The sequence below is a fragment of the Occallatibacter sp. genome, assembly GCF_035317045.1.
GTDB lineage: Bacteria > Acidobacteriota > Terriglobia > Terriglobales > Acidobacteriaceae > Telmatobacter.
The window spans coordinates 1-22,098 of record NZ_DATHHT010000026.1 but is presented as its reverse complement, the minus strand read 5'-3'; the positions used below and the strand labels follow the sequence as shown (position 1 = coordinate 22,098).

General features: G+C 58.9%; 19 protein-coding genes. 2 read left to right on the top strand and 17 right to left on the bottom strand.

What is annotated here, in order from left to right; genetic code table 11:
* Positions 1 to 30: 30 nt before the first annotated feature.
* From VK574_RS12805 to VK574_RS12790, 4 genes are all read right to left on the bottom strand, one after another.
* On the bottom strand, positions 31 to 2,502 hold the full coding sequence (locus tag VK574_RS12805; RefSeq protein WP_472800232.1) for an ABC transporter permease: 2,472 nt from the start codon (positions 2,500 to 2,502) through the stop codon (positions 31 to 33).
* 99 nt (positions 2,503 to 2,601) lie between these two features.
* The gene (locus tag VK574_RS12800; RefSeq protein ID WP_472800231.1) at positions 2,602 to 3,204 is read right to left on the bottom strand and encodes a DinB family protein; all 603 of its coding nucleotides are present in this window, start codon (positions 3,202 to 3,204) and stop codon (positions 2,602 to 2,604) included.
* Positions 3,205 to 3,500: 296 nt separating this feature from the next.
* Positions 3,501 to 4,772, bottom strand: coding sequence for a M20/M25/M40 family metallo-hydrolase (locus VK574_RS12795; protein ID WP_472800230.1), 1,272 nt, complete (start codon positions 4,770 to 4,772; stop codon positions 3,501 to 3,503).
* 48 nt (positions 4,773 to 4,820) lie between these two features.
* On the bottom strand, positions 4,821 to 5,738 hold the full coding sequence (locus tag VK574_RS12790) for a tRNA pseudouridine synthase A (RefSeq protein ID WP_472800229.1): 918 nt from the start codon (positions 5,736 to 5,738) through the stop codon (positions 4,821 to 4,823).
* Between the two features lie 293 nt (positions 5,739 to 6,031).
* Between VK574_RS12790 and VK574_RS12785 the strand changes: the two genes are divergently transcribed.
* Entirely contained in the window at positions 6,032 to 8,203 is a 2,172-nt protein-coding gene (locus VK574_RS12785) for a TolC family protein (protein WP_472800228.1), read from the top strand.
* Positions 8,204 to 8,293: 90 nt separating this feature from the next.
* On the opposite strand, the gene aroA is transcribed toward VK574_RS12785, so the two are convergent.
* The 5 genes from aroA to hpt form a co-directional block, all read right to left on the bottom strand.
* Positions 8,294 to 9,595, bottom strand: a complete 1,302-nt coding sequence (gene aroA / locus VK574_RS12780) for a 3-phosphoshikimate 1-carboxyvinyltransferase (protein ID WP_472800227.1) — start codon at positions 9,593 to 9,595, stop codon at positions 8,294 to 8,296.
* A 198-nt stretch (positions 9,596 to 9,793) separates the two neighbouring features.
* The gene (locus tag VK574_RS12775; protein ID WP_472800226.1) at positions 9,794 to 11,617 is read right to left on the bottom strand and encodes a SpoIIE family protein phosphatase; all 1,824 of its coding nucleotides are present in this window, start codon (positions 11,615 to 11,617) and stop codon (positions 9,794 to 9,796) included.
* A 236-nt stretch (positions 11,618 to 11,853) separates the two neighbouring features.
* Positions 11,854 to 12,609 carry a deoxyribose-phosphate aldolase gene (deoC, locus tag VK574_RS12770; RefSeq protein WP_472800225.1) on the bottom strand — a complete coding sequence of 252 codons (756 nt, stop codon included), beginning with the start codon at positions 12,607 to 12,609 and terminating at the stop codon, positions 11,854 to 11,856.
* Positions 12,610 to 12,882: 273 nt separating this feature from the next.
* The gene (locus VK574_RS12765) at positions 12,883 to 13,128 is read right to left on the bottom strand and encodes a nuclear transport factor 2 family protein (RefSeq protein WP_472800224.1); all 246 of its coding nucleotides are present in this window, start codon (positions 13,126 to 13,128) and stop codon (positions 12,883 to 12,885) included.
* 111 nt (positions 13,129 to 13,239) lie between these two features.
* On the bottom strand, positions 13,240 to 13,785 hold the full coding sequence (hpt, locus tag VK574_RS12760; protein WP_472800223.1) for a hypoxanthine phosphoribosyltransferase: 546 nt from the start codon (positions 13,783 to 13,785) through the stop codon (positions 13,240 to 13,242).
* A gap of 129 nt (positions 13,786 to 13,914) precedes the next feature.
* Here hpt and VK574_RS12755 point away from each other — a divergent pair, with 129 nt between their 5' ends.
* Entirely contained in the window at positions 13,915 to 14,715 is an 801-nt protein-coding gene (locus VK574_RS12755) for a prolipoprotein diacylglyceryl transferase (protein ID WP_472800222.1), read from the top strand.
* Positions 14,716 to 14,799: 84 nt separating this feature from the next.
* Here VK574_RS12755 and VK574_RS12750 read toward each other — a convergent pair whose 3' ends face one another.
* The 8 genes from VK574_RS12750 to VK574_RS12715 all read right to left on the bottom strand — a co-directional run bounded on the left by VK574_RS12750 (position 14,800) and on the right by VK574_RS12715 (position 21,524).
* Positions 14,800 to 15,174 (bottom strand): response regulator, encoded by a 375-nt coding sequence (locus tag VK574_RS12750; RefSeq protein WP_472800221.1) that lies wholly within the window; start codon positions 15,172 to 15,174, stop codon positions 14,800 to 14,802.
* A 546-nt stretch (positions 15,175 to 15,720) separates the two neighbouring features.
* Complete coding sequence (locus tag VK574_RS12745) at positions 15,721 to 17,136, bottom strand: Gfo/Idh/MocA family protein (RefSeq protein ID WP_472800220.1); 1,416 nt, start codon at positions 17,134 to 17,136, stop codon at positions 15,721 to 15,723.
* Positions 17,137 to 17,253: 117 nt separating this feature from the next.
* The gene (locus VK574_RS12740) at positions 17,254 to 17,877 is read right to left on the bottom strand and encodes a SprT-like domain-containing protein (protein WP_472800219.1); all 624 of its coding nucleotides are present in this window, start codon (positions 17,875 to 17,877) and stop codon (positions 17,254 to 17,256) included.
* Between the two features lie 144 nt (positions 17,878 to 18,021).
* Positions 18,022 to 18,594, bottom strand: a complete 573-nt coding sequence (locus VK574_RS12735) for a hypothetical protein (protein ID WP_472800218.1) — start codon at positions 18,592 to 18,594, stop codon at positions 18,022 to 18,024.
* Between the two features lie 98 nt (positions 18,595 to 18,692).
* A complete protein-coding gene (locus tag VK574_RS12730; protein ID WP_472800217.1) occupies positions 18,693 to 19,151 on the bottom strand; it encodes a hypothetical protein in 459 nt (152 codons plus the stop codon).
* A 282-nt stretch (positions 19,152 to 19,433) separates the two neighbouring features.
* Positions 19,434 to 20,756, bottom strand: a complete 1,323-nt coding sequence (locus VK574_RS12725) for a tetratricopeptide repeat protein (protein ID WP_472800216.1) — start codon at positions 20,754 to 20,756, stop codon at positions 19,434 to 19,436.
* Between the two features lie 139 nt (positions 20,757 to 20,895).
* Positions 20,896 to 21,309: a hypothetical protein gene (locus VK574_RS12720; protein WP_472800215.1), complete on the bottom strand. Its 414-nt coding sequence runs from the start codon at positions 21,307 to 21,309 to the stop codon at positions 20,896 to 20,898.
* A 26-nt stretch (positions 21,310 to 21,335) separates the two neighbouring features.
* Positions 21,336 to 21,524: a hypothetical protein gene (locus VK574_RS12715; protein ID WP_472800214.1), complete on the bottom strand. Its 189-nt coding sequence runs from the start codon at positions 21,522 to 21,524 to the stop codon at positions 21,336 to 21,338.
* Positions 21,525 to 22,098 lie beyond the last annotated feature (574 nt).

Here is a 22,098-nt window from a genome sequence, read left to right as displayed (position 1 = left end):
CGAGGAAAGGGCATGGGGATTTCGTCTCTGCTATTCGCAGCGCAACGATATGTTGGGATCGATGCGGGAAGCGCGGCGCGCAGGGATATAACTCGCGAGAAAAGCGACACAAGCCAGAAGAGCGGGGACGGTGACGAAGGTCGCGACGTCGGTGACACCAACATCGAAGAGCAGAGAGCGCATCAACCGGCTGACTACCAGTGCGCCGCCCATGCCGATACCGACTCCCCAAAAAGCCAGGGTCATTCCGCCGCGAACAATCAGCGCCATTATGTTGGCGCGTGTAGCGCCAAGCGCCAGCCGAATGCCCACTTCACGGCTGCCCTGGCCGACGAGATAGGCGATGAGTCCATAGATTCCGATCACCGCGAGGCCAAGCGAAATTGCGGCAAATATTCCCAGTACCAGCATGGTGAATTGACGGCGGGCCAGAGAATTCCCGAAGCGTTCCTGCATGGTGCTGACGTTATAGAGCGGAAGATCGGGATTGAGTTCGTGAATCTGCTGCTTCACTGCGGACGCAAGAGCAACAGGATCGCTGCTGGCGCGCATAACGACATTCATGGCCCGCGTGACGTATTGCGTTTGAGGGAGGTAAAACGCTATGCGCGAGTCCGAGTCAAGAGTGTATTGCTTCACCTGGATGACCACACCGATCACTGTGATCCAGGGAGAGGTTGTCTCGGAAACGCCACCAATATGGAAACGCTTGCCGACCGGGTCCTGGTTTGGCCAGAGTTGCCGGGCCATGTTGTCGTCGATGATTGCCACGCGAAGTTTGCCGGCGACATCGTCGTCGTTGAAGAACCGACCTTCCCGCAGGGATATCCTCATTGCCTGGAAATAACGTCCGCTGATCATGCGGGTATCGGCGTTGATGAACTTCTCACCCGGCTGGGGAACGCGTCCCTCAACGGTGATTGGCCCCCATGCAAACATCTGACTCAGCGGAAGCGAAGTGACGGCGCCGGCGGAGGTGACACCCGGCAACTTTTCGAGCCGCTGCCAAAGCTCGTGATAAGCAGCGAGAACTGCTTCCTTGTCCTTGTATCGCTCACCCGTCATGGTTAGTTCGAGCGTGAGTACACTGCGGGGATCGAAGCCGGGATTGACATCGCGCACGCGAACAAAGCTGCGAATGAGAAGGCCGGCGCCGATCAGCATCATCGCGCAAAGCGCAATCTCGGCGATCACGAGGGAGCGGCGAAGATTGTTCCCTCGTCCCCAAATCGCGCTAACGCCGGACGAGGTGCGACTGGTGTCCTGCAGAGCGGCTTGCACATCGACCTGCGACGCCCGCAGTGCCGGTGCGAGTCCAAACAGAATTGAGGACAAGATACAAACCACGAATGTGAACGCGAGTGCGGCTAGACCAATGCCGACATCGTTCACTCGCGGAACGATCTGCGGACCGAGCAGCCGCACCGCGCGCAAGGCAAGAAATGCCAAAGCGATGCCCGATGCGCCGCCGGCGAAGGCAAGCAGGACGCTTTCGGTCAGTAACAAGCGAACGATCCGCATCCGCGCTGCGCCCAGCGCTGTGCGCACTGCGATTTCTTTTTGGCGCGCGATTCCGCGTGATAGTTGCAGGTTTGCAAGGTTCACGCAGGCGATCACCAGCACAAAACCAACCGCCCCGAGCAACAGGTACAGGATGAGCCGGACATTGCCTACGACCTGCTCGAGGAGCGGCACGATGCCGAACGTAAGGCCTCCGTTGGGTGGATACACTTCGGGAAATTTCTGCCGCAGGTGCGCCGTTAGAGTATCCATTTCGGCCTGTGCCTGCTCGACAGAAATCCCGGGCTTGAGCTTGCCCATTATGTTGTAGTCTTCGTGATCGCGATCCTGGACTGCATTGGCGGGAAGAGGCAGGGGCAGCAAAATCTCGGCCTGTTCGGCGCCGTCCAAGGTCGGCATGACCTCGCGAGGTAGAGCAAACGAGCGCGGCATGACACCGACAATTTGATAGCTCACGCCGTTCAGAATGATCTTCCTGCCAACAATGCCGGGATCGGAACCAAAGCGCCGCGCCCATGTCCCGTAACTGAGAAGGGCAGTGGCCGTTCGGCCAGGCTGGTCTTCGTCGGGAACAAACAGTCGTCCGATTGCTGCCTTCTGTCCCAGCATCGGGAGCAGACTCGAGGAGACTCTGATCGTCCCGACGCGCTCCGGGTCTCCGGATCCGGTGAGGTTGTAGTTACCGCCGATAGCGATCGCGACCTGCTCAAAGCCATGGTGGCCGTTCTTGATGTCGAAGTATTGCGCGGTGGAGAACCAGTCTTCCGTTATGTCGAGGCCGGGCGAGCGGTTCCAGAGTATGACGAGCCGGTCAGCATCCGCGTACGGGAGAGGACGAAGCAGGAGTCCATCCACGATGCTGAAGATTGCGGTATTCGCGCCGATTCCGATGGCCAGCGAGAGTATCGCCGCCACTGTGAAAGCGGGCGCAGCCACCAGAGCGCGAAGCGCGCGCCGCACATCTTTAAGAAGAATGCTCACGCGGGGAGTGGGCCTCTGACGACCAATGTAACTCAGAAGACGGTTCAGGCGCTCGACGGAAAGCGGCGCACAGCACATGAATGCTTACGGAACGCGCTTCTATTTGCCGGCAGCGGCTGCCTTCTTTTTCTGCCGCTCCACGGTCCAGGGAGGCACGATGCCATTCTGCCGCGCGTAGGCGACGAGCTGGCCGAGGTGCTCGTGCGCGTCGGCAACGAGGAGATAAACAACGTCGCCCTCGTTCGCCTGCGGGCCGAGCTTTGGCAGCAGCTTTGCGAAATCCGCGTTACTCATGCCATTGATTGTTTTGCTGGTAAAGTCCCAGGACTGATTCAGAGCCTCGACGATGCGATCCCTGTCGGTTGTGGATTTATCGTATTCTCCCGCTTTAAACCCCGCTGGTGGAGTCGCGCCCAACATGCCGAGGAATCCGTAGCGCTCGCCGGCAACATGCAGAAACACTTCAGCAAAGGACCGGGTGTCGGGCGAGGGGCGCCAGGTGATCTTGTCGGCGGGAAGTGCCTGGGCGAGATCGACGCACTTCTTGTTCACGGCCTCCAGGTCAAGAAGGGCCTGGGCCTTCATGTCATAGCTGGGTGCAGTGCTGTCGGTGGAGTTGGCAGGGGTCTGCGCCTGCATTGCGACAGCACTGGCACCCAGGGCGCATGCGAGACAAATCGAAGAGAGAAACGGCGTTTTCATTACGGTCTCCACGGGAATTGAGGCTCTTGTAATCGCCCCGAGGCTAGAGCAGCAGGCAGGAAAGATACAAGCAGTTCGTGACCGCCAGCATGTTTGGAGGGATGAATGGCTGCGCTCTCGAAGGCGGTGCAAGGCGCCTTCGCGCCGAATTGGATGGGTACCCCGGTCGTGGTGGGATGGAGATCGCGAGAAGCGGGTCCTTCATTTCGCAAGCTCCACGAATGCAAGCGTTCGCGGGGCACCAAAGCGCTCCGTTCAGGATGACACGCTCACCATTCGAAGAAAGAAGATGTGTGCTACTGCTCGGCGGCCCATTCGGTCATAGCTACGGTAAGGAGAAGGATGCGGCGGAGGCCGATTTCGCGGTCTTTGTCGCTGTACCACTCGGCGAGTGTGTGAGCGCCGCCGCCGTCGCCGCCCGCGCCCATGGAAAGGGAAGGAATGCCGAGGGAGATGGGTATATTGGCGTCAGTGGAACCGAGGCGCAGATCGGTTGGAATGCCGAGGTGACGATCGACGGCGCGCAGGACTTCAAGGATAGGAGAGTCACTGGCGAGTTGTGCTGCGGGGCGGTCGCCAATTTTCTTAATGGTGAAGGTGAGTGAGCCGCGATTGCGTTGGGCGAGATGTTTGGGGGCAGCATTTGTCTGGTCGACGGCATCTTCGACGGCTCGGTGCAGAGCAACTTCAAGACGGAGGAGTTCGTCGGCGCTGGTGGAGCGGAAGTCGATGGAGGCAGTGGCGCTCTCGGGGATGGAGTTGACGCTGGTGCCGCCATGGATTGTGCCGAGGTTGAGAGTGGTGCTTGGTTTTTCAGGCAGTGGAGTGCGCGCAACGGTCGCGAGAGCGGCGGCCAATGCGGCAATGGGATTGGGCGTACCGGAGTCGGTGAAGCTGTGGCCGCCGGGACCGCTGATGGTGACTTGAAAGCGCAGACTGCCGAGAGCCTGTGCAACGGCGGAGTCAGCACCCGCACCATCGAGCACGATATGGGCTGCGATGCGGCCGGCAAGGGCGCGCTGCTCATAGAAGTGGCGGACACCGCGCAAATCGCCTTCGCCTTCTTCGCCTACATTTCCAAGAATGATGAGGGGAACGGCGAGCTTGATCTTGGAGTGGAGGATGGCCTGTGCAAGAGCGAGCATGCCGATGACGCCGGCGGCGTTGTCGCATGCTCCCGGAGCGGCGAGGCGATTTGCGCCATCGTCGCGGGTGAGCCTGGGATTGAGGAGTGTGGCGGGAGGAAAGACAGTGTCAAGATGCGCGGAGAGAACGACGACGGGTCCGGTGCTGTCGGCGGGAAGATGGGCTGCCGGGATGAATCCTATGACGTTGCAGACGGGGTCAATGTGGATGTTGGCGAGACCGATTTCGGCGAAGCGCGCAGCAAGCCATTTGGAGCGTGCTTCTTCTCCGAAGGGTGGCGCGGGAATGGCAACGAGTTCGGCCTGGCGATCGATGAGCGTTTTGGGATTGTTGTGCATCCACGTAAACGCAGCATGCACGGCGCGCTGTGCGGCGATTGCCGTTACGCGGGTGAAAGCCGTGCTGCGCGAGAAGATCGCCATGCGATTTCAGAGTAGCAGGAAGGACGGCGAAGACTTTGTGACGTAAGTTCATGGAGTTTGAGAAAGCACGTCAGCCTCGTTGTATTCGACAGAGTGGAGGAAGAGGCCACGTGCTGCGGCAGTGGGACCGGCGAGAGCACGATCGCGGCCGGCGAGAATTGCGGGGATGTCGTTGAGGTGCATGTAGCCACGGGCGACATCGAGCATAGTGCCGACGAGATTGCGCACCATATGGTGGAGGAATCCGTTGCCACGCACGCGATAGATGAGCAGGTTGAAGCCGTCGGTGGTCTGTTGGTGCCACGCGGAGGAGTAGATGGTGCGGATGGCGGTGCGGGCTTCCACCCCCGCGACGAAGACCTGTCGCTGGGGACCCCGAGGTTGAGTTTGAATGGCGTTGTCTTCGTTGGAGTCCAGCGAACGGGTTGCGAGATCGGGATCGGTGGCGGCGAAACTGCGAAAGTCGTGTTCGCCGACGAAGGCGACAGCGGCGGCATTGAGAGAAGTGAGATCCAGGCGCCAGGAGTAGGGATAGACGTAGCGCGCGAGGAAGGGCGGGCAGATCTGATGGCAGGCGGGTTCGATGGGGAGAACGCGGTACTCGTAGGTTTTGGCGACAGCGGAGTGCCGGGCGTGGAAGGTACTTCGTACCGTTTCTGCCTCTAAAACTCTAATCGACGAGGGAAGAGTGCGGTTGAGGGCGCGGATGAGATTCGAGGGTGGGATGCGCGCCTGGAGTTGAAAGGTGGCGACCTGGGCGAGAGCGTGTACGCCGGCGTCGGTGCGGCCTGACCCTTGGGGCAGGGGAGATTCGCCGACGATGCGGCCGAGGGCGGACTGCAATTCGCCCTGGATGGTGTGTTCACCGGGTTGAATTTGCCAACCGTGGAAATCGGTGCCGTCGTAGGCGAGAGTCAATCTCCACGTGCGGGTTTGTTGCGACGCGGCCTGAGAAGCTTCAGTCACGGGTACCAGTGTAGATAACAGGGTAAACAACAGGATAGTTGACCAAAAGGGGCGATCCGGTCAGGGATATCCGGTGGGATATACTCAGGTTTTCGTGTCAATGTGCGCACGGGCGGTCTGGAATCAAGGGAACGAACCGCCAGCGGAGCGCGTAATGCTTGATGACCATACGGTCAAGTGAAGCAAGGGAACGGAAAGCGCTGCGCAATAGCCCAAATTTGCGTCCGGAAGGGTTCTCTGGACGTCATGTAGAACGGCACCCCACATGCCTCAGCGACTCGTGGAGAGGAAACATGCAATTGTTCGGTATTCGTGTGTTTGAGGATCAAAAAACAGCTGGCAGCAAGGTGAAGCGCAATGGACCGCAGCGTTTGCGGGCGATAGCAGCGGTGATGCTGACATTGACTGCGGGAATTCCGCCAGGATTTGCGCAAGAACAGTCGGGTGGGGTGAGCGGAGCAGGCGCGAAGCAGCCAGAGAAGCAGGCGTCACAGTTGCCGGTGGCACCGGCGCCGGTTCTGACGCAGCCACTGGATTTGCGACCAACCGGTCGCGATTATTCAAAGCCGTTTGGACCTTTGTTAGGGAACCCGATCAACGCGTATCGGCCGACCTCAATCGGGAAGGCGAGTTTCGCGAATTCGGTGCGGCTCGACAACCTGGTGAAGGACGGCAAGATCTACCTGAGCTTGTCGGATGCGATTGCGCTGGCGATTGAGAACAACTACGACATCGCGATTGCGCGGTACGACCTGGACATTGCGGATACCGATATTCTGCGCACGAAGGCAGGCTTTTCGCCGCTGGGTGCGCCGTCGGGAGTGGTGACGGGCACGCTGGGTGGATCGGCCTCAGTGTTGACGACGGGCGGCGGACCTGGTGGAACAACGGGTGGTTCAGGTGGCGCTGGATCGGGCTCGCAGGGATTAACGCTAACCACGGCAGGCGCAGGACCGCAACCGGAACTGCTCGATCCAAATGTCACTGGAACCGTTCAGTTTGAACGCGCGCGGCAGCCGCAATCAAATACCCTGTTTTCGGGCGGCAAGAATGCGCTGACCACCAATACGAACCTGTACGAATTCGGCTACAACCAGGGTTTTGTTACCGGCACGGCGCTGCAGGCAACAATCACAAACAACCGCATTACCAGCGACAATCCATTTACCGCATTCAGCCCGGAACTAAACTCGATCTTCAAGGCGACGGTGACGCAGCACCTGCTGCAAGGCGCTGGAATATGGATCAACAAGCGTTTCATGTACCAGGCGGTCAACGACCGGCGCATTTCAGATTCTGTGTTCCGGGAGCAGATTCTTTACACAGTGAACCAGGTCGAGAGCATCTACTGGGGGCTGGTGGGCGCGTACGAGGACGTGCAAGCGAAGCAGCGCGCTCTGGATCAAAGCACGAAGCTCTCTGGGGATACGCATAAGCAACTGGAGATTGGCACGATGGCACCGCTGGATGTGGTGCAGGCTGATTCGACGGTTGCCACCGACAAGCAGGCACTGATCAATTCCCAGAACACGCTGAATTATCAGCAGCAGATTATCAAGCAGGCGATTGCTCGGGACCTGAACGACCCGGCGCTGGCAACGGCCCCCGTGATTCCGACAGATCGCATCACTCTTGACCAACTTTCAGAAGAGAGCCAGCCGGTTGAGCAATTGGTGCAGGATGCATTCAAGAACCGGCCGGAACTGGAACAGGCTGCGCTGACACTGCGCAACGATGAGATTACGCTGAAGGGTGCGCGGAACCAGTTGTTGCCGGCGCTGGATGTCTACGGCTTCTATGGGTCGAGCGCGCTAGGTGGATCGCAAAGCCCGAACTGGACGAATTTCCAAACCGGACAGCCCAACCCGCCGGACACGCTTCCCTCAACTGGATACGGCACGGTGCTTACGAATCTTTTTAACAGTTCGGCGCCGGACAAGGGCGTCGGGTTCAGCATGACGATTCCGATCCGTAACCGTTCCGCGCAGGCGCAGCAGGCGCGGTCGCTGATGGAGTATCGCCAGGCTGAGTTGCGGCTGGCGCAGCTGTACACGCAGATTCGCATGCAGGTGGTGAATGCACAGTTCGCGCTTACGAATGATCGCGCGGAAGTACAGGCATCGCTGGCGGCGCGCGACTATGCTCAGCAGAGTCTCGATGCGGAGCAGAAGAAGCTGCATCTTGGTGCTTCGACAACAGCCAACGTGCTGCTGCAGGAGCGCAATCTCGCCACCGGGGAGAACAACCTGATCGCGGCGAATGCGGCATTCGCAAAGGATCGCGCGGGACTGTACCAGATTCTGGCAACAACACTCCAACACTACGGCATCAACCTGCAGGATGCGGCTAAGGGAACGGTGAATACGGCGCCGACGATACAGGGTGTGCAGCCGGCGAGCACAACACCACAGCCGACAACAACGCCGATGCCGGCGCAGCCGACGGCTCCGCCATCGAGCAGGTAGTTCATTTGTGCGAGAAAGGCCCGGCGAAATGCCGGGCCTTTTTGTTTTTGTGGTTGAGGTTTGTGCTTTCGCATTTATGCTGCCTGACGCTCAGCGTTCGGCGACTAGGTCTAGCAGGTCGAAGAATTCTGGGAAGCTGATGGCAGTGGAGTCTGCGCCCTGGATCAGGGTTTCTCCCTCGGCGCGGAGTGCAGCGATGCTGAAGGCCATAGCGATGCGATGGTCTCCGCCGGAGTCGATGACGGCGCCGTGAAGCTGCTGGCCGCCGGGGACGTCGAGGCCATCTTCAAACTCTTCGACTTCAGCACCCATGGCTCGGAGATTGCGCGCGACGAGAGCGATGCGATCGGATTCTTTGACACGGAGTTCTTTGGCGTCACGAATACGGATGCCACCGCTGGTGTAGGGACCGATAGCAGCGAGGACGGGGAGTTCATCGATTAGTTGAGCGGCGAGAGCGCCGCTGATTTCCGTGGAGCGCAGGCCTTCAGGATCGGTTGTGATCTGGACCGTGCCGACGAGTTCAGCGTGCGATTCCTCGATTTGAAGGACGGCGATACGGGCGCCGAGTGTGGTGAGGACGTCGAGAAGTGCGGCACGGGTGGGGTTGAGGCCGATGCCGTCGAGGATGAGTCCAGAGTTTGGGAAGAGCGCTGCGGCGCAGAGGAAGAACGCAGCGGACGAGATGTCACCGGGGACCGTTGCATCCATGGCATGCAGGGTTTGCGGGCCGGTGATGGTGATCGAGTCTATGGAGCGGGTAAGTGTTGCGCCGAAGGCACGGAGAGCGAGTTCGCTGTGATCACGCGTGCGGAGAGCTTCGCGCACGATAGTGGTGCCGGTGGTCTGCAGGCCGGCGAGCAGGACGCAGGTTTTGACCTGTGCGCTCGGGACGGGTGTAGTGAAGTCGATGGGGTGAAGCTGTGCGCCGTTTATGGTGATGGGTGCGTGGCCGTCGGTGAGGTCGAGGCGCGCGCCCATTCCCCACAGCGGCCTCCGGATGCGATCCATGGGGCGGCGCGAGAGAGACGCGTCGCCGGTGAGCGTGAAGGCGCCTTTCTGCGGCGCGAGCAGGCCGGAGATCATACGCATCGTGGAGCCGGAGTTTCCGCAATCGAGTGGATGGTTCGCTGGTGTGACGCGGCCGCCTACGCCGTCGATTTCGATGCGGCCGTCGTCGAGGTTGCGGACTCTTGCGCCGAGGGCCTGCATGCAGGCGAGGGTAGAGGCGCAGTCGGCTCCGGTGGAGAAGTTGGAGAAGCGCGAAGTGCCCTCGGCAAATGCGCCGAGCATGGCATAGCGATGGCTGATGGATTTATCGCCGGGCAGGCGCAGGGTGCCGAGGATGTTGCGCGCGGGGCGTACGATGCGTTCCTTGGTGACGGTGGACAAAGGGGCTCCGGGAGGGTGAGGTCCTTTTTAGTTTAATGGAGGAGTGCGAGGGAGTAGAGAGTAAGAAACACCTGGAGGGTTCAGAAGCAGGTCCTTCGCTGCGCTTACTCCATTTCGCCTGCGCAAAACGGGCCCCCAGCATGCTCCGCTCAAGATGACACCGTATGTGTGACTAATTCGACGACAGTGTAAGTGAGATCACCTAACGCGAAGGACGATGATGGTTTCGTCGTCGAAGCGATCTTTGGTTCCTTGAAACTGCGTCACGCTGGAGAGAATGGCGGAGGCGATGTGCTGCGCGGGCAGATCGCGGCTGCCGCAAAGAAGAGTTGCGAGGCGTTCTTCGCCGTACATCTCGCCTTTTTCGTTTTCGGCATCGAGGATACCGTCTGATACGAAGACGATGGCGTCGCCAGGTTGCGTGGCGACGTTGAATTCCTCGTAGGTGGCGTTGGGGAACATGCCAAGGGGAAAGCCTTCGGCTTTAACCGTGACGGACTCACCGCTGCGGCAGAAGACGGGCTGCACGGCGCCGGAGTTGGCGACCTGCAACGTTTGGTTCTCGTCATTCCAGAGAGCAAAGAGCATGACGACGTATTGCGAATCGAGCCTGCGTTCCTGAAGTGCGTCGTTGAGAAGGGCAAGCATCGCAGCGGGCGCGAGCTTTTGCTGCGCCGCGGAACGCATGATTCCGCTGACGAGGGCGGCGAAGAGTGCGGCAGGTGCGGCCTTGCCACTGACGTCGCCGAGAACGATGGCGGTCTGTTCGGGCGAGTATTCGAGAAAGTCGTAGAGGTCACCGCCGATGGTGCGGGCGGGCAAAAAGCTGACGGCGAATTCCGCGTGCTTGTGGACGGGCGGCGAGTTAGGCAGCAAGCGAAGCTGAACTTCGCGGGCCATGGCGATGTCGCGTTCGAGTTGCTGCTCCTGGCGTTTGACGGCCTGGTAGAGACGTGCGTTCTCAATGGCGATGGCCACCTGTGCGGCCATGGTGGTAAGGGTGCGCACGTGGTCTTCATTGAAGAAAGCTGCGCGCGTGTGCTCGAGATCGAGGACGCCGATTACGCGTTCTTTGTAGAAAAGAGGCACGACAAGTTCGGAGCCTGTTTCGGCGTTCATGGGGAGATAGCGCTGGTCTTTGCGCACATCGGGGACATTGATGGGGCGCCACTCGCGCACGGCGGCGCCGACGAGTCCGCTGGTGACGGAGATGCGGCGCATGGGAGCCTGCGCGTAGCCGAAGCGCCAGGCATAGCGCGTGATAAGGGTCTCGCCTTTTTCGTCGAGCAGCATGATGGTGAACATCTGGTAATCGATAAGGCGGCGGAGAAGCTGGCCGACCTTGGCGAGAAGCGGATCGAGATCGAGGATCGATGTGAGTTCAGTAGAGATTTCATTGAGGACGGCGAGGGTCTCGGCCTGGCGGGAGACGCGGGTGTAGAGGCGCGCGTTTTCGATGGCCTGCGCGATGCGCGAGCCGGTGAGGGTGAGCAGATGGAGGTGCTCGGGCTTGAAGAAATCAGGCTGCTCGCTCTCCAGATCGAGTACGCCGATCAGGCGGTTCTTGGCGATGAGGGGAATGGCGAGTTCAGAGCAGACTGCTGGGGTGGCGGGAATGTAGTGTTCATTGCATGTAACGTCATTGAGCAGGATGGGTTCGCGGTTGAGGCCGACCTGGCCGATGACACCTTTGCCCAGTGGGAAACGCATGCGAGCTGCTTCCGGAGTGTGGCCGATCTGGAAGCGCATGCGCAAATCGTTCGTGCGGTCGTTAAGGAGGAAGATGGCGAAGATGCGATAGGGAATGATGGAGCGGACGAGCTCCGAGGTGCGATTGAGAAGGGTTTGGAGGTCGAGGGTGGTGTTGAGCGTGTCTGCCATGTGGGCCAGAAACGCGAGGTCGGTGGTTTCAATGCGAGCATTTTGCGGGTCGATATGGGCGTGCGGGTTTTCGGGATCCGCGGGGCGGTAGTCGCCTTCATACTCGGGTTCCGGGCGGGTGATGGGCGGGGTAGAAGGCATGAGGGGACTGGAGTTAATGATACAAGAGCAGGGAGTAAAGATTAGAAGGAGCTGGTTTCGCGAAACGGCGCCAAAAGCAGATCCTTCGCTCCGCTTTCCCCCCTTTGTTTTCGCGAAACGGGCTCCAGGCTGCTGCGCTCAGCGTGAGACGCGAAATTCCTGGGACAGGACAAAGAGAGAGTCCATGAACGCCAGGTGAGAGGCGAAGGGCGTCGACTCAACTTCGAATTCGCGGACTATTCTGCGCCGAGTTCGCGGACGATGGTGACGGAGGCGGAGGCGCCGATGCGGTTGGCGCCGGCTTCGAGCATGGTCTTGACGTCGGCGAGGGTGCGGATTCCGCCGGAAGCCTTGACGCCGCAGCGCCCCCCGGCAACACCACGCATGAGGGCTACGTCGGCGGCAGTTGCGCCGCCGCCACCGAAGCCGGTGGAGGTCTTGATGAAGTCGGCACCGGCCTGGATGGCGAGCTCCGCGCCGCGGAGTTTTTCCTCGACGGTGAGCATTGCCGTTTCGAGGATGACCTTGAGGAGCGCGCCGTTGTGATGCGCGATAGTGGCGGCGGCATGAACGGTGTGCTGCACGGCATGGTGGTTGCCGCTCTTAAGTTGGCCGATGGGAATGACCATGTCGAGTTCTTTGGCGCCGAGGCGCGCAAGTGCCGCGGCTTCCTGTCGGAGCGTGGAGACGAGGGAAGCGCCGAAAGGGAATCCAATGACGACGCCGACGGGGATGCCAGTGCCGGAGAGGATCTCGACGGCGACGGGGACCCACACGGGGTTCACCATGGCGCAGGCAAAGCGGTAGCGAATGGCTTCGTCGCAGAGGCTTTCGACCTGTTCGCGTGTGGCTTCGGGTTTCAGCAGGGTATGGTCAATGACTTGTGCGAGAGATTGCCAGGAGGAAAGGGCCTGTTTGGTGAATGCGGCTGAATCGAATGTTCCATGATCAAATTCAAGATCTTCGTCCCGAATGGGAGTGATTGCTGGCATTTTCTTGCTCCTCTTCTTTCCCGCGCCGCTCTATGAATGGGGCGGCTTGCTTCATTGATTCCGGCTGTTGAGTATAGCCCTTCGCGTTCTGTTGAGCCAACGGCACACGATACACCGGGATGACGAAAGGAATCGCGGACCCGCTCATTGGTTTGGCGCGGCCATTTCTTGTGGCTGGCTGATATCCATGCGGGCAATCAGTCGGTCGCGGAATCGGTACGTATGGTAGACGGTAGTGTCGAGCAGCAGGTTGCCTTGAGAATCGTGGACGACCTAGTGCACTTCGACCACCCAATTGCCGTGTTCATCTGGCTCGATTTGGATCGGCTCGACGTGGGGATTGAGCATGGTGAATTGACGCGTCCAGTAGGCGCGAACTTCATCCTTTCCATGGACGTGGCCACCTTCCATACCGTTCGCCCACTCGACTTCCGGGTGCATGCAGGAGATTACCGCATCGATGTTACGGGAGTTGAAATCGCGGTAGGCGTTGCGAAGGGTTTCGAGCTCGCTGGTCATGTGGATCGGTATCCTCGGGGCTTGAGTGAGTACAAAGACTTAGCAGCACCCAGATTTATCCATACATCCGCAGATGCAGGATCCTCGCGTTGCAGATCTGGCTGTGTACGGCTATTCGGGGTGGTCGGGGGCCATGAGGCAAATGTCGGGCAGGTTACGATAGCGCTCGGCATAGTCCATTCCATACCCGATGACGAATAAATTTGGTATGGGGAAGCCGACGTAATCGGCGTCGATTTTCTCGATGCGGCGCGAGGGCTTGTCGAGGAGTGCGGCGATGCGCAGAGTCTTGGGCTTGTGTTGCAGAAATATCTTGCGCAGGTAGGCGAGGGTGAGGCCGGTGTCGAGGATGTCTTCAACGATGAGGACGTTTTTTCCTTCGATGGGTTCATCGAGATCCTTGATGAGCTTGACGGCGCCGGAGGAGCGCTGGCCTTTGCCATAGCTGGAGACGGCGACGAAATCGAAGGTGGCGTCGACCTGAACGGAGCGGGCGAGGTCGGCGAGGAAGATTGCAGCGCCCTTGAGTACGCCAACCATCACAAGCTTCTCTTCGTTGAGGTCGCGGGTGATCTGCGCACCCATTTCCGCGACTCGGCTGGCAATTTGTTGACGCGTATAGAGAACCTCAAGTCCCTGGTAAGTGATGGTGGCCATGGAAACAGTATCGCGCGAGTTGATCGGCCGTCTGCATCTTAACCTGTGAAAAATTGGCGTGAATCCGGGTGGGATCAAACAGATGGCCGAGAACCGGATCAATCCTGCGGCCGTCTATACTGGAAGAGAATGATTCCGTATCTCCATCTCAATCTCCATTTCTGGCACCCCGAGATTCCCACCTTTGGGCTGATGTTGTGGCTTGCGGCGGTGGTGGCGGCATGGGTGATGGACCGAGGGTTCAAACGTGCGAGCATCGATGCCGATGCGGTGGGGATGGTCGCGATCGCCGTTTTGGCCGGAATTGTAGGCGCGAAACTGTGGCATGTGATTGATACGCCGAGCGAATTTCGTGAGATGGGATGGCGTGTTCTTTGGGATACGGCGGGGTTCGCGTGGTTTGGCGGTCTGATTTTCGGGATTTCGGCGCTGGTCTTTCAAGGCTGGTGGGCAAAGATTGGGAGTTTGCGCACGCTGGACCTTGCGGCGCCCGCGGCGGCAATCGGTTATGGCATCGGACGGATCGGATGTTTCTTATCCGGCGACGGCTGCTATGGGATTGAAACGAAGCTGCCCTGGGGCATGAGCTTTCCCAATGGGATTGAGCCCACGCCGCCGGACGTTCGTGTGCATCCTACCCCGCTGTATGAACTTGGCATGGGGTTGCTGATTGGCTGGTACCTTTGGTGGAGAAGCGGCAAGAAGCACGGGACCGGGGCGATCGTAGGCGAGTACCTCGTGCTGAGCGGCATCGCACGTTTCCTTGTCGAGTTTATCCGCCGCAATCCCAAGGTGCTTTGGGGACTCTCGAATGCACAACTGGCGAGTTTGGGGTCTGCGGTTGCAGGGGCCGGCCTGGTATGGTGGGCTGCGCGCCAGCCGTTCAGCGACCCGGATGCTGCCAGCGAGCGGTTGTCGAAGGCGGCTTGACCGGCCGGGCGGCATCCTTTGACCGCTTTGATTTCAGCAGACAATACAGCCTTCAAGAATGCGGAACGCTCCGTGCATGGCAAATCAATGGATCTCGCGGAGGCGGTCGAGGAGAACGCGCGGATGCACGGGCTTCACAAGTAATTCGAAGCGATGGCCGTTGGCCTCGGCGCGGGCGAGCAGGTCAGCGGTCGCTGCTTGTCCGGAGAACAAAATAATGTGACACTGCGGAACGATTTCGGTGATGCGGATTGCCGCGTCGATGCCGGTCATGCCCTCCATAATGACATCGCTGATGAGAAAATCCGGCAGGAGTTCGCGGGCGGTCTTGATTGCAGCTTCGGCGGTATAGACGGCGCGGGCTTCGAATCCGCTGCGGTTCAGGATGAGGGCCAACGTATTGGCAATTACCCGCTCATCATCGAGGACGAGCACCCGACGTGCGGTAGGACTGTTCATGGTCGTCTCCGTTCATTCTTTGTTCGGCACAATGGAACTCCGAAGGAAACAAGTCAGCGAGGCATCGAATTTCAACGTCTGGCTCAACCGCGCAAGTGACACGAGAGCGGACATGGTAGTGAACAGGAGTCTTATTTTTGCAGAGATTACACGGGCAAGGGGCCTGGAATTGTCTAAATTCTCTCATTCTTGCATGAGCGCCACAGCGCCTCTTGTCGGAAAGAATCGGGGATCTTTCGAACTCAGCATTGATAACGCAACCGAGCTTCTTGCAAACGAGGGCTTTCCACCTCCATAGACCCGGATTTTCGAAAAGAGTCTCGTGCCACGAACTTCAGAATGTAGGGCTGAGCGGAGAGACGACGATGGGTCGATTTATAAAAGCCCATTGTTATGTGTATATTATATCTTAAGTTGAATGTAGCAGATGAGTAGCAGACCGTGCAGAAAAATTCGGAGAAAACGCAGAAATCGAGTTTGACGGGGCTGTGGCGATCTGTTCGTGCCCTTCCTTGCAAGGCGGCGCTTCAGGTGATTCTCATCGCTTCATCCGAGCTTGTAGGGCGCGCGGTATTCGCGGGTCATGAGCGCGGTGGCTTCGGGATCGTTGAGGATCTTCTCCTGTTTTACATCCCAATGGAGTTTGCGGCCAACGAGCATGGAGATGAGTCCGAGATGGCCGGGAATCAGCGAGTGATGCGCAACGTCGACGGGGGTGATGGTGGGTTTGCGCGACTTGACGCTGTCGAGGAAGTTGCGCCGATGCTCTGACGATTTGTAGAGCGGGATCTTGCGCAGATTGTCGGGCAGGGAATCCATCTTCACCCAGTCGGGATTGGAGGCATCGAAGCCGCTTCGATCGACCCAGACCCAACCGTCGGTACCGATCCACTTGGTTCCCATGCTGATGGCGGGAGAGCCACCGCCGATGGTCAGCGACACGTCATTTGGATAGCCGGTGACTTCTTTGCGATAGGTGCATTCGACGGTGTATTTGAGGGCGACGTTCCAGACGGCGTCGGCGGGCGGAAATTCGCCATGACCGAATACTTCAGACGGGCCGCTGAGGTCGAACCCCAGGCCCCAGTGGGCGATGTCGCCGTGGTGGCCGATCCAGTCGAGAAGCTGGCCGCCGCCGGTGTTGTAGTTCCAGCGCCAGTTCTGATAGACGCGGGCATCGATGTAGGGCTCCATTTTGGATGGCCCGATCCAGGTGTCGTAGTCGAGATCGGGCGGAGGCTGCGTGACAGCGAGATCCCATGCAGGTGTGCCGGGGAGAACCTGCGAGGGGTCCTTGATCTTGTCGGAGACGGTGGAGAGACGTTTGAGGAAACCGGGAACGGTGGTGGGAAAGTCGTGCGGCGCGCCGGGTAGGCCGACTTCAACGTGGGTGACGTTGCCGATGAGGCCGTTGCGGACGATTTCGGCGGCCTTGTGGAATTGAGGGAGTGAGCGTTGCCAGGAACCGGTCTGCCACATGATGTTGTTCTGGTGAACGGCGCGAACGATGGCCTGCTGTTCGGCGATGGTGCGGGCGAGGGGCTTCTCGCCGTAGACGTCTTTCTTGCGTGCGGCGGCTTCGGTGGCGACGATGGCGTGCCAGTGATCGGGAATGGCGATCATGATGGCGTCGATGTCGTCGCGCGCGATGATCTCGTGGTAGTCGTGGATGGCGGAGCAGTCCTTGTTGCCGTAGTGCGTGTTGATGGTGTCGACGGCTTGTTGCAGATGATTCTTCTCAATGTCGCAGGCGGCGACAACCTGGCAATCATCGAAGCCGAGGAAGGACTTGGTATTGGCGGGTCCCATCATTCCCCAGCCGATGACGCCGATGGTGATGCGCTCGTGTGCCGGGACGCGGCGGGCGCGCGCAAAAGGGCTGACCGACACGGCAGCAGCAGCGGCTGCGGATTGGATGAATTTGCGGCGCGTGAGAGCTGGGTTAAAAGATGGCACGGTCATTGGGCTCCCGGAAAATGGGTTTGAGTATGTCGGGGAGAATGATAACGCGTTGGTTCGTGCTTTCCCACCCATGACTGAGTCATGGATGGGATGCCCAGATTTTTGTTTCACTCGGGGTTAAAGGCGTTTGATGAAGGCGAGGGCCTCGCGCAGCTCGGGGAAGAGGGCTTCGTCGGCTTTGAATTCGCGGGAGTGGACGCAGCGGCGGAGGCCGCGCATTTTGACTGGATGCTTGAGGTGGAGCATTTCGTGGTAGAGCAGGTAGTCGATGGCGTAGCGCGGGCTTGAGGGGCGGTCGAAGACGCGGCTGACAACGATGGTGTTGTGGGCGGCGTCGTAGTGGCCGAGGGAGCGTTTGGCCATTCCTTCGCTCCAGGTAAGTTCGGGGCGGCCGAGAAGTCCACCGAAGAAGCGGAGATTGAGAGAGTCGAAGACTTCTTCAAGGTCGTAGAAGTGGCCTTGCGGGCCGGAGTAGCGTTTGCTGCCTCGGGCATGGCGGATGATTTCGGTCTGGCGCGTGACGGCGGCGCTGGTGGTGAAGCGTTTGAAGCGCACGTTGTGCGATGGGTTGATGGATTTCTTGTAGAGCTTGGCCAGCAGGATGTGTGCGATGGCACGGATGACGCTCTCTGGCGCTCCTTCGATGAGATCGGAGAGGCTGACGAAGATTTTGCCTTCGCGCAGACGAATGGTGGTGTTTAGCGACGTGAAGCGGCGGAATCGAACCGCGAAGGGAGGCATCGGCGCTCGCGGGCGCAAGGCACGATATTCCTCCTGGAAGATAGGGATAAGATCAGCAGCCACCACGTTTGAAATTAGCATATTGGGGCCGAACGAGTGGACAGTGCACGGTGGGCAGTGAACAGTGTGCTGTGAAGGTACGGTTTACTGCTGCTGTGGTTTGGGTTCGGCGCGTTCCTGGCCCTTTTCGTCTTTGTGGAGGAGGAAGTAGTCGGTCTGTTCGCGAAGGAGGCGCTGGGCCTGGTCTGTCAGATCCTCGCCCGCTTCGATAGCCTCTTTGCGTGAGAGATCGAAGGGTTCTTCGCCTGCGAGAGCTTTGAGCGTGGTGAGCCAGTGCTGCGATTCGTCAGCGAGAGTTTTAAGCGCCATACGGATATCCGCGTGCCGATCGGAATACTCGTCCAGGTTGGAGCCGAGCTCGTCCATCAGCTCTGTGACACCCTGCAATTCCTTGTCGAGGTGTAATGCGCGGGCGTCGGACTTGGCGCGATTAGTGAGGCCTTTGACGGTATTCACGTGGTCGTTGAGGTACTCAGTGTAGAGCTTGATGCGCACGTTGGGATCGATGCCGGCTTCGCGGATTTTTTCGACCTGGGCTTCGGTCAGAACGTCGTGTTGCTTTTGTTGCGCGAGGGCGATTAACGGAGTGAGTAAGGCAGCGGAGAGAAGAGTTAACCGGACGAAGGGGAAGAAGCCGAGACGCATACGCGAATGCACCTTGGATCTCATTGAATCACAAGAGAGCAACAGGCGAGAAGCCGCGCGATGCAGGGATACTCGGGGATCGGATAAAAAAAGAATGAGCGAGGCAGACTTTACTTACGGAAAACTTCAAGCATCGTCTCGTCCTGGGCCTTGTTCACCTGGGCAAGAGTGGCCTCGACCAGGGGGCGATCTTCATAGCTGCTGTTGTGCAGCATCTCAGTGAGGCGGAAAGCGGTGTGTCGCAGAAGGATTTGCGCGTTCTTGAGGCGCTTGTCGTTTTCTCGGACACTGAGATGCATTTTATGCGTCAGTGCCTGGATCTGCTTGAGCAGGGAATTTGCCTTGTCGACGTCGCCGGCGGCGTATTGCTTGACGCTGAACTCCGTCATGTCGTGGATGAGTTCAGCATAGAGGAAGCATTGCTCGCGCGGTTGGGCCTGGACAATGCGGGCTTCGAGAGCGGTGATGGTGTCCTGGTCAACCGGCCTATCGTCGGCGGAAGAGGCAAACGCGGGAATGGAGAAAGCTGCGATAGCGAGGACGATGGTCGACCAACCTTGAGACCGCATGAGGAACCTCCGCTGGAGCGGAATTAAAGCAAAACCTAAAGGTCCCGTGCTGTGCCGATGTGCACACTCGTCGGTATTTTTGCAGAAAATACAGCTCGGAAGCTCTGTCCCTTACTACTTCAAACCGGTGCCAGCTTTTGCCAAGACAGCCAATCGACCTACAGTTAAGCGACTATAGGAGCATATTTAGAGAACCTGCAAGAGAAAAGACCGTATCGAGAGTAACTTTAATTCGAAGGTATCAAACAAATGTCACAATCTTGTCTTTTGAATGTGACGCCACTATTTCTTTTCCAGCACCTGGAGCCGCTGGCGTGCCTGCCATTCCTGGTCTGGGAATTTGCCGCCGGATGAATCCAGGAAGTGGTGATAGTAGGTAATTGCGGCGTTCCGGTCGTTCAATGAGTCATAGGATGTGGCCCATAGAAAGTAGGTTGCTGGCACATCCGGGAGAAATCTTGAGCGCATGGTGAGGGCGTGAACGGCGAGCGCGGGCTGATGCAGTTTGGACGCGGCGAAGGCGATTCCACTCCAGGCATCGGCGTTGGCGGAGTCGAGTTTGGAGGCTTTGTCGAAGGAAGCCAATGCCTCAGCGAAGTGCTGTTGGCGAATCAGATTCTGCCCGCGGGCGACGAGCAATTCGACATCATCGGGAGACTTGCTCAACAGACCGAGATAAAGATTGCTGGAAGCCTCGAATTGGCCGGCCTGGGCGAGAACATCAGCAAGCATGCGGGTGATCGCAGCGTCCATGGGATGGGCGGCGTGGAGCTTCTGGAGCATCGGCAGAGCATCGGCATCGTTCTGTGCTGCAAGTACCGTGGCGAGTTGTGCATTGAGGGCGGGATCGTCGGGTGTTTGCTCGATCGCGGTGCGGACAAGCTTTTCCGCTTCGGGATAGTGTTTGCTTTCGATGAGAACGTGGGCGAGGCCCGAGTTGGCGGCGACGGATTTTGGATCCCCTGCGAGAACGCGACGGTATGCGGCCTCGGCGGCGTCGTGCTGGCCTGAAGCTTCGGCGAGACCGGCGGCTAGCAGGGTGTCGCTCGCTGTTTCTGGAGTAATTTTGAGGGCCTCGAGCAATTCGCTGGAGGCCAGGTTGGGATTTCCGTCGCCGTCGGGGCCGGGACTGTCGAGACGAGCAAGGGCACGCCAGGCGCGAGCTTTCAGGGCCGGGCCGGCTTCGCCGGGGTCGAGGGTAGTGGCGGCGAGCAGTTCGGTATGAGCCTCGCTCTTCTTGCCTTGCCGCGCAAGCAACAGGCCGAGCGCCAGGTGCGCTTCAAAGGAATTGGGGTTGGCGCCGAGAGCCCGGCGGTAGAAGCCGGCAGCTTCATCGAGATGATCCTGGTGGTCGGCGACATATCCGGCGTCGAAGAGGGCGCGCGCATCGGTGGAGTGGGACGCGAGATAAGCGTCGAGTTTATCGGCAGCCGTTTTCCAGTCGGATTTCGCGATGGAGGTTTCGGCGTCGGCAAGTTCGGCCGGTATGGCCTGATCGGCAGGCTGAGGAGCATCCGGTGCGGGCTGCGGATGCTCCTGTGCATGAGATGGGATGAAAAGAAAGGGTGAGCAAAAGAGAGCGCAAACGAGAACGAATCGACGCACAAGAACCTCAGTAATCAGTTTATCGGGACGGCTGAGGATTAGACGGATGAAGGGCTGAGTCAGTGCGAAGTGGCAGATTATCGCCGGGATTCATTCGTTTTGGCGACAGTGTCACAGGAAAGATTTCTGCTTGTCGCTATCACTCATCGTCTTCCATATCGTCCGTATCATCGTCTTCTGATTCGTCGTCATCCTCGTTGTCGCCGGATTCGAGATCATCTTCGTCCTGCTCGTCTTCGGAACCCTCAACGTCGTCCGATTCCTCATCGTCATCGGAATCCTCCTGCTGATCGTCGTCGGATTCCTGGTAGTTTTCGCAGGTTTCCTGGCGGGGACAGTTGGGGCAGTCGTGTGGAGGCTCGCAGACGGTTTTGTCGGGAGCAAGCAATTCGGCGTCATCGTCAAATGCAGTTGAAGAGGGGTCGATGGGAGCACCCGCGAGGTTGTAGAGGGACCGCACGGATTCGGAGGGCTCGGCTTTATTGGTTCGGCCTGTGAGTTGCGCGGCGATCTGCAGCGCGTAGAGGAGAAGACCGGCGCGACGGCAATCCATGTAGGGCGAATTGAGAGACCGGATGACTAGCCGACGGCGATGAGGACGGAAGACGAATCTTCGATGGGCGGCAGCTGAAATTTCTGGCTATCGGGAAGATTTGCGTTGTGCAAGCGATGCAGCCTGGCGTGGAAGTAGCACCACGGCTTGTTGCGAAGGGCCGCAGCGTGGCAGCGCAGTCCGTCGGTCTTGATGTGCCGGCATTCATGGAACATGGTTTTCTCCTGTACCCCCCCACCCGGTTTTTGGAACCTGGAGGGTGTGTTTTCAGTGGTTTAGGTTTGCGGGTGCGGCGGCAAGTATTTCCTGCGCAAGGAGTTGGCCGCAAATATCAGTCCGCAAATGGCTTAGGGGAAGAAGCGGCGGGCAGGGAATCGGCAGAAGGGAGTAACAGACGATGTCGACACGGTGGTGCGAGTCATGGCGGGCTCCTGAGACGGAAAGGATTTGAATGCAATTCCATTGTGCGGCAGAAGGGGGAAATTACCTGCAAAACGGAGGTGGCGGGAAGTTGCTGAAAGATATGGGGGTTGGAACAAATTTTTGGATCTGGGGGTTGACAAGGGACTGGGGTGCACCCCTTCGGTGAGACAAGTTTCATCGCCCACGTGGAAATTGCACCATTTTTAGTAAGGTCCGGGTAGTCCACGGGTAGTCCACGTCTATGTAAGTCCAAGTCAAGAGAAAAGCACAGAATTCCTGGGCGCGCTCCGGAGGGCGCGCAATTGGTCTGATCAGGATCTGCCTCTACGCAACGGTGCCTCTCGGCCGATGATTCCTGCATCAAGC

Excerpts from the sequence above, each read along its gene's own strand:
- VK574_RS12775 (WP_472800226.1), bottom strand. The coding sequence starts at position 11,617 with ATGCCTTCTACCCCGCCCATCACCCGCCCGGAACCCGAGTATGAAGGC.
- VK574_RS12795 (WP_472800230.1), bottom strand. The coding sequence starts at position 4,772 with ATGGCGATCTTCTCGCGCAGCACGGCTTTCACCCGCGTAACGGCAATC.
- VK574_RS12730 (WP_472800217.1), bottom strand. The coding sequence starts at position 19,151 with ATGCGGTCTCAAGGTTGGTCGACCATCGTCCTCGCTATCGCAGCTTTC.
- deoC (WP_472800225.1), bottom strand. The coding sequence starts at position 12,609 with ATGCCAGCAATCACTCCCATTCGGGACGAAGATCTTGAATTTGATCAT.
- VK574_RS12750 (WP_472800221.1), bottom strand. The coding sequence starts at position 15,174 with ATGAACAGTCCTACCGCACGTCGGGTGCTCGTCCTCGATGATGAGCGG.
- VK574_RS12715 (WP_472800214.1), bottom strand. The coding sequence starts at position 21,524 with ATGTTCCATGAATGCCGGCACATCAAGACCGACGGACTGCGCTGCCAC.
- VK574_RS12800 (WP_472800231.1), bottom strand. The coding sequence starts at position 3,204 with ATGAAAACGCCGTTTCTCTCTTCGATTTGTCTCGCATGCGCCCTGGGT.
- VK574_RS12720 (WP_472800215.1), bottom strand. The coding sequence starts at position 21,309 with ATGGATTGCCGTCGCGCCGGTCTTCTCCTCTACGCGCTGCAGATCGCC.
- VK574_RS12740 (WP_472800219.1), bottom strand. The coding sequence starts at position 17,877 with ATGCCTCCCTTCGCGGTTCGATTCCGCCGCTTCACGTCGCTAAACACC.
- VK574_RS12745 (WP_472800220.1), bottom strand. The coding sequence starts at position 17,136 with ATGACCGTGCCATCTTTTAACCCAGCTCTCACGCGCCGCAAATTCATC.
- hpt (WP_472800223.1), bottom strand. The coding sequence starts at position 13,785 with ATGGCCACCATCACTTACCAGGGACTTGAGGTTCTCTATACGCGTCAA.
- VK574_RS12785 (WP_472800228.1), top strand. The coding sequence starts at position 6,032 with ATGCAATTGTTCGGTATTCGTGTGTTTGAGGATCAAAAAACAGCTGGC.
- VK574_RS12765 (WP_472800224.1), bottom strand. The coding sequence starts at position 13,128 with ATGACCAGCGAGCTCGAAACCCTTCGCAACGCCTACCGCGATTTCAAC.
- VK574_RS12755 (WP_472800222.1), top strand. The coding sequence starts at position 13,915 with ATGATTCCGTATCTCCATCTCAATCTCCATTTCTGGCACCCCGAGATT.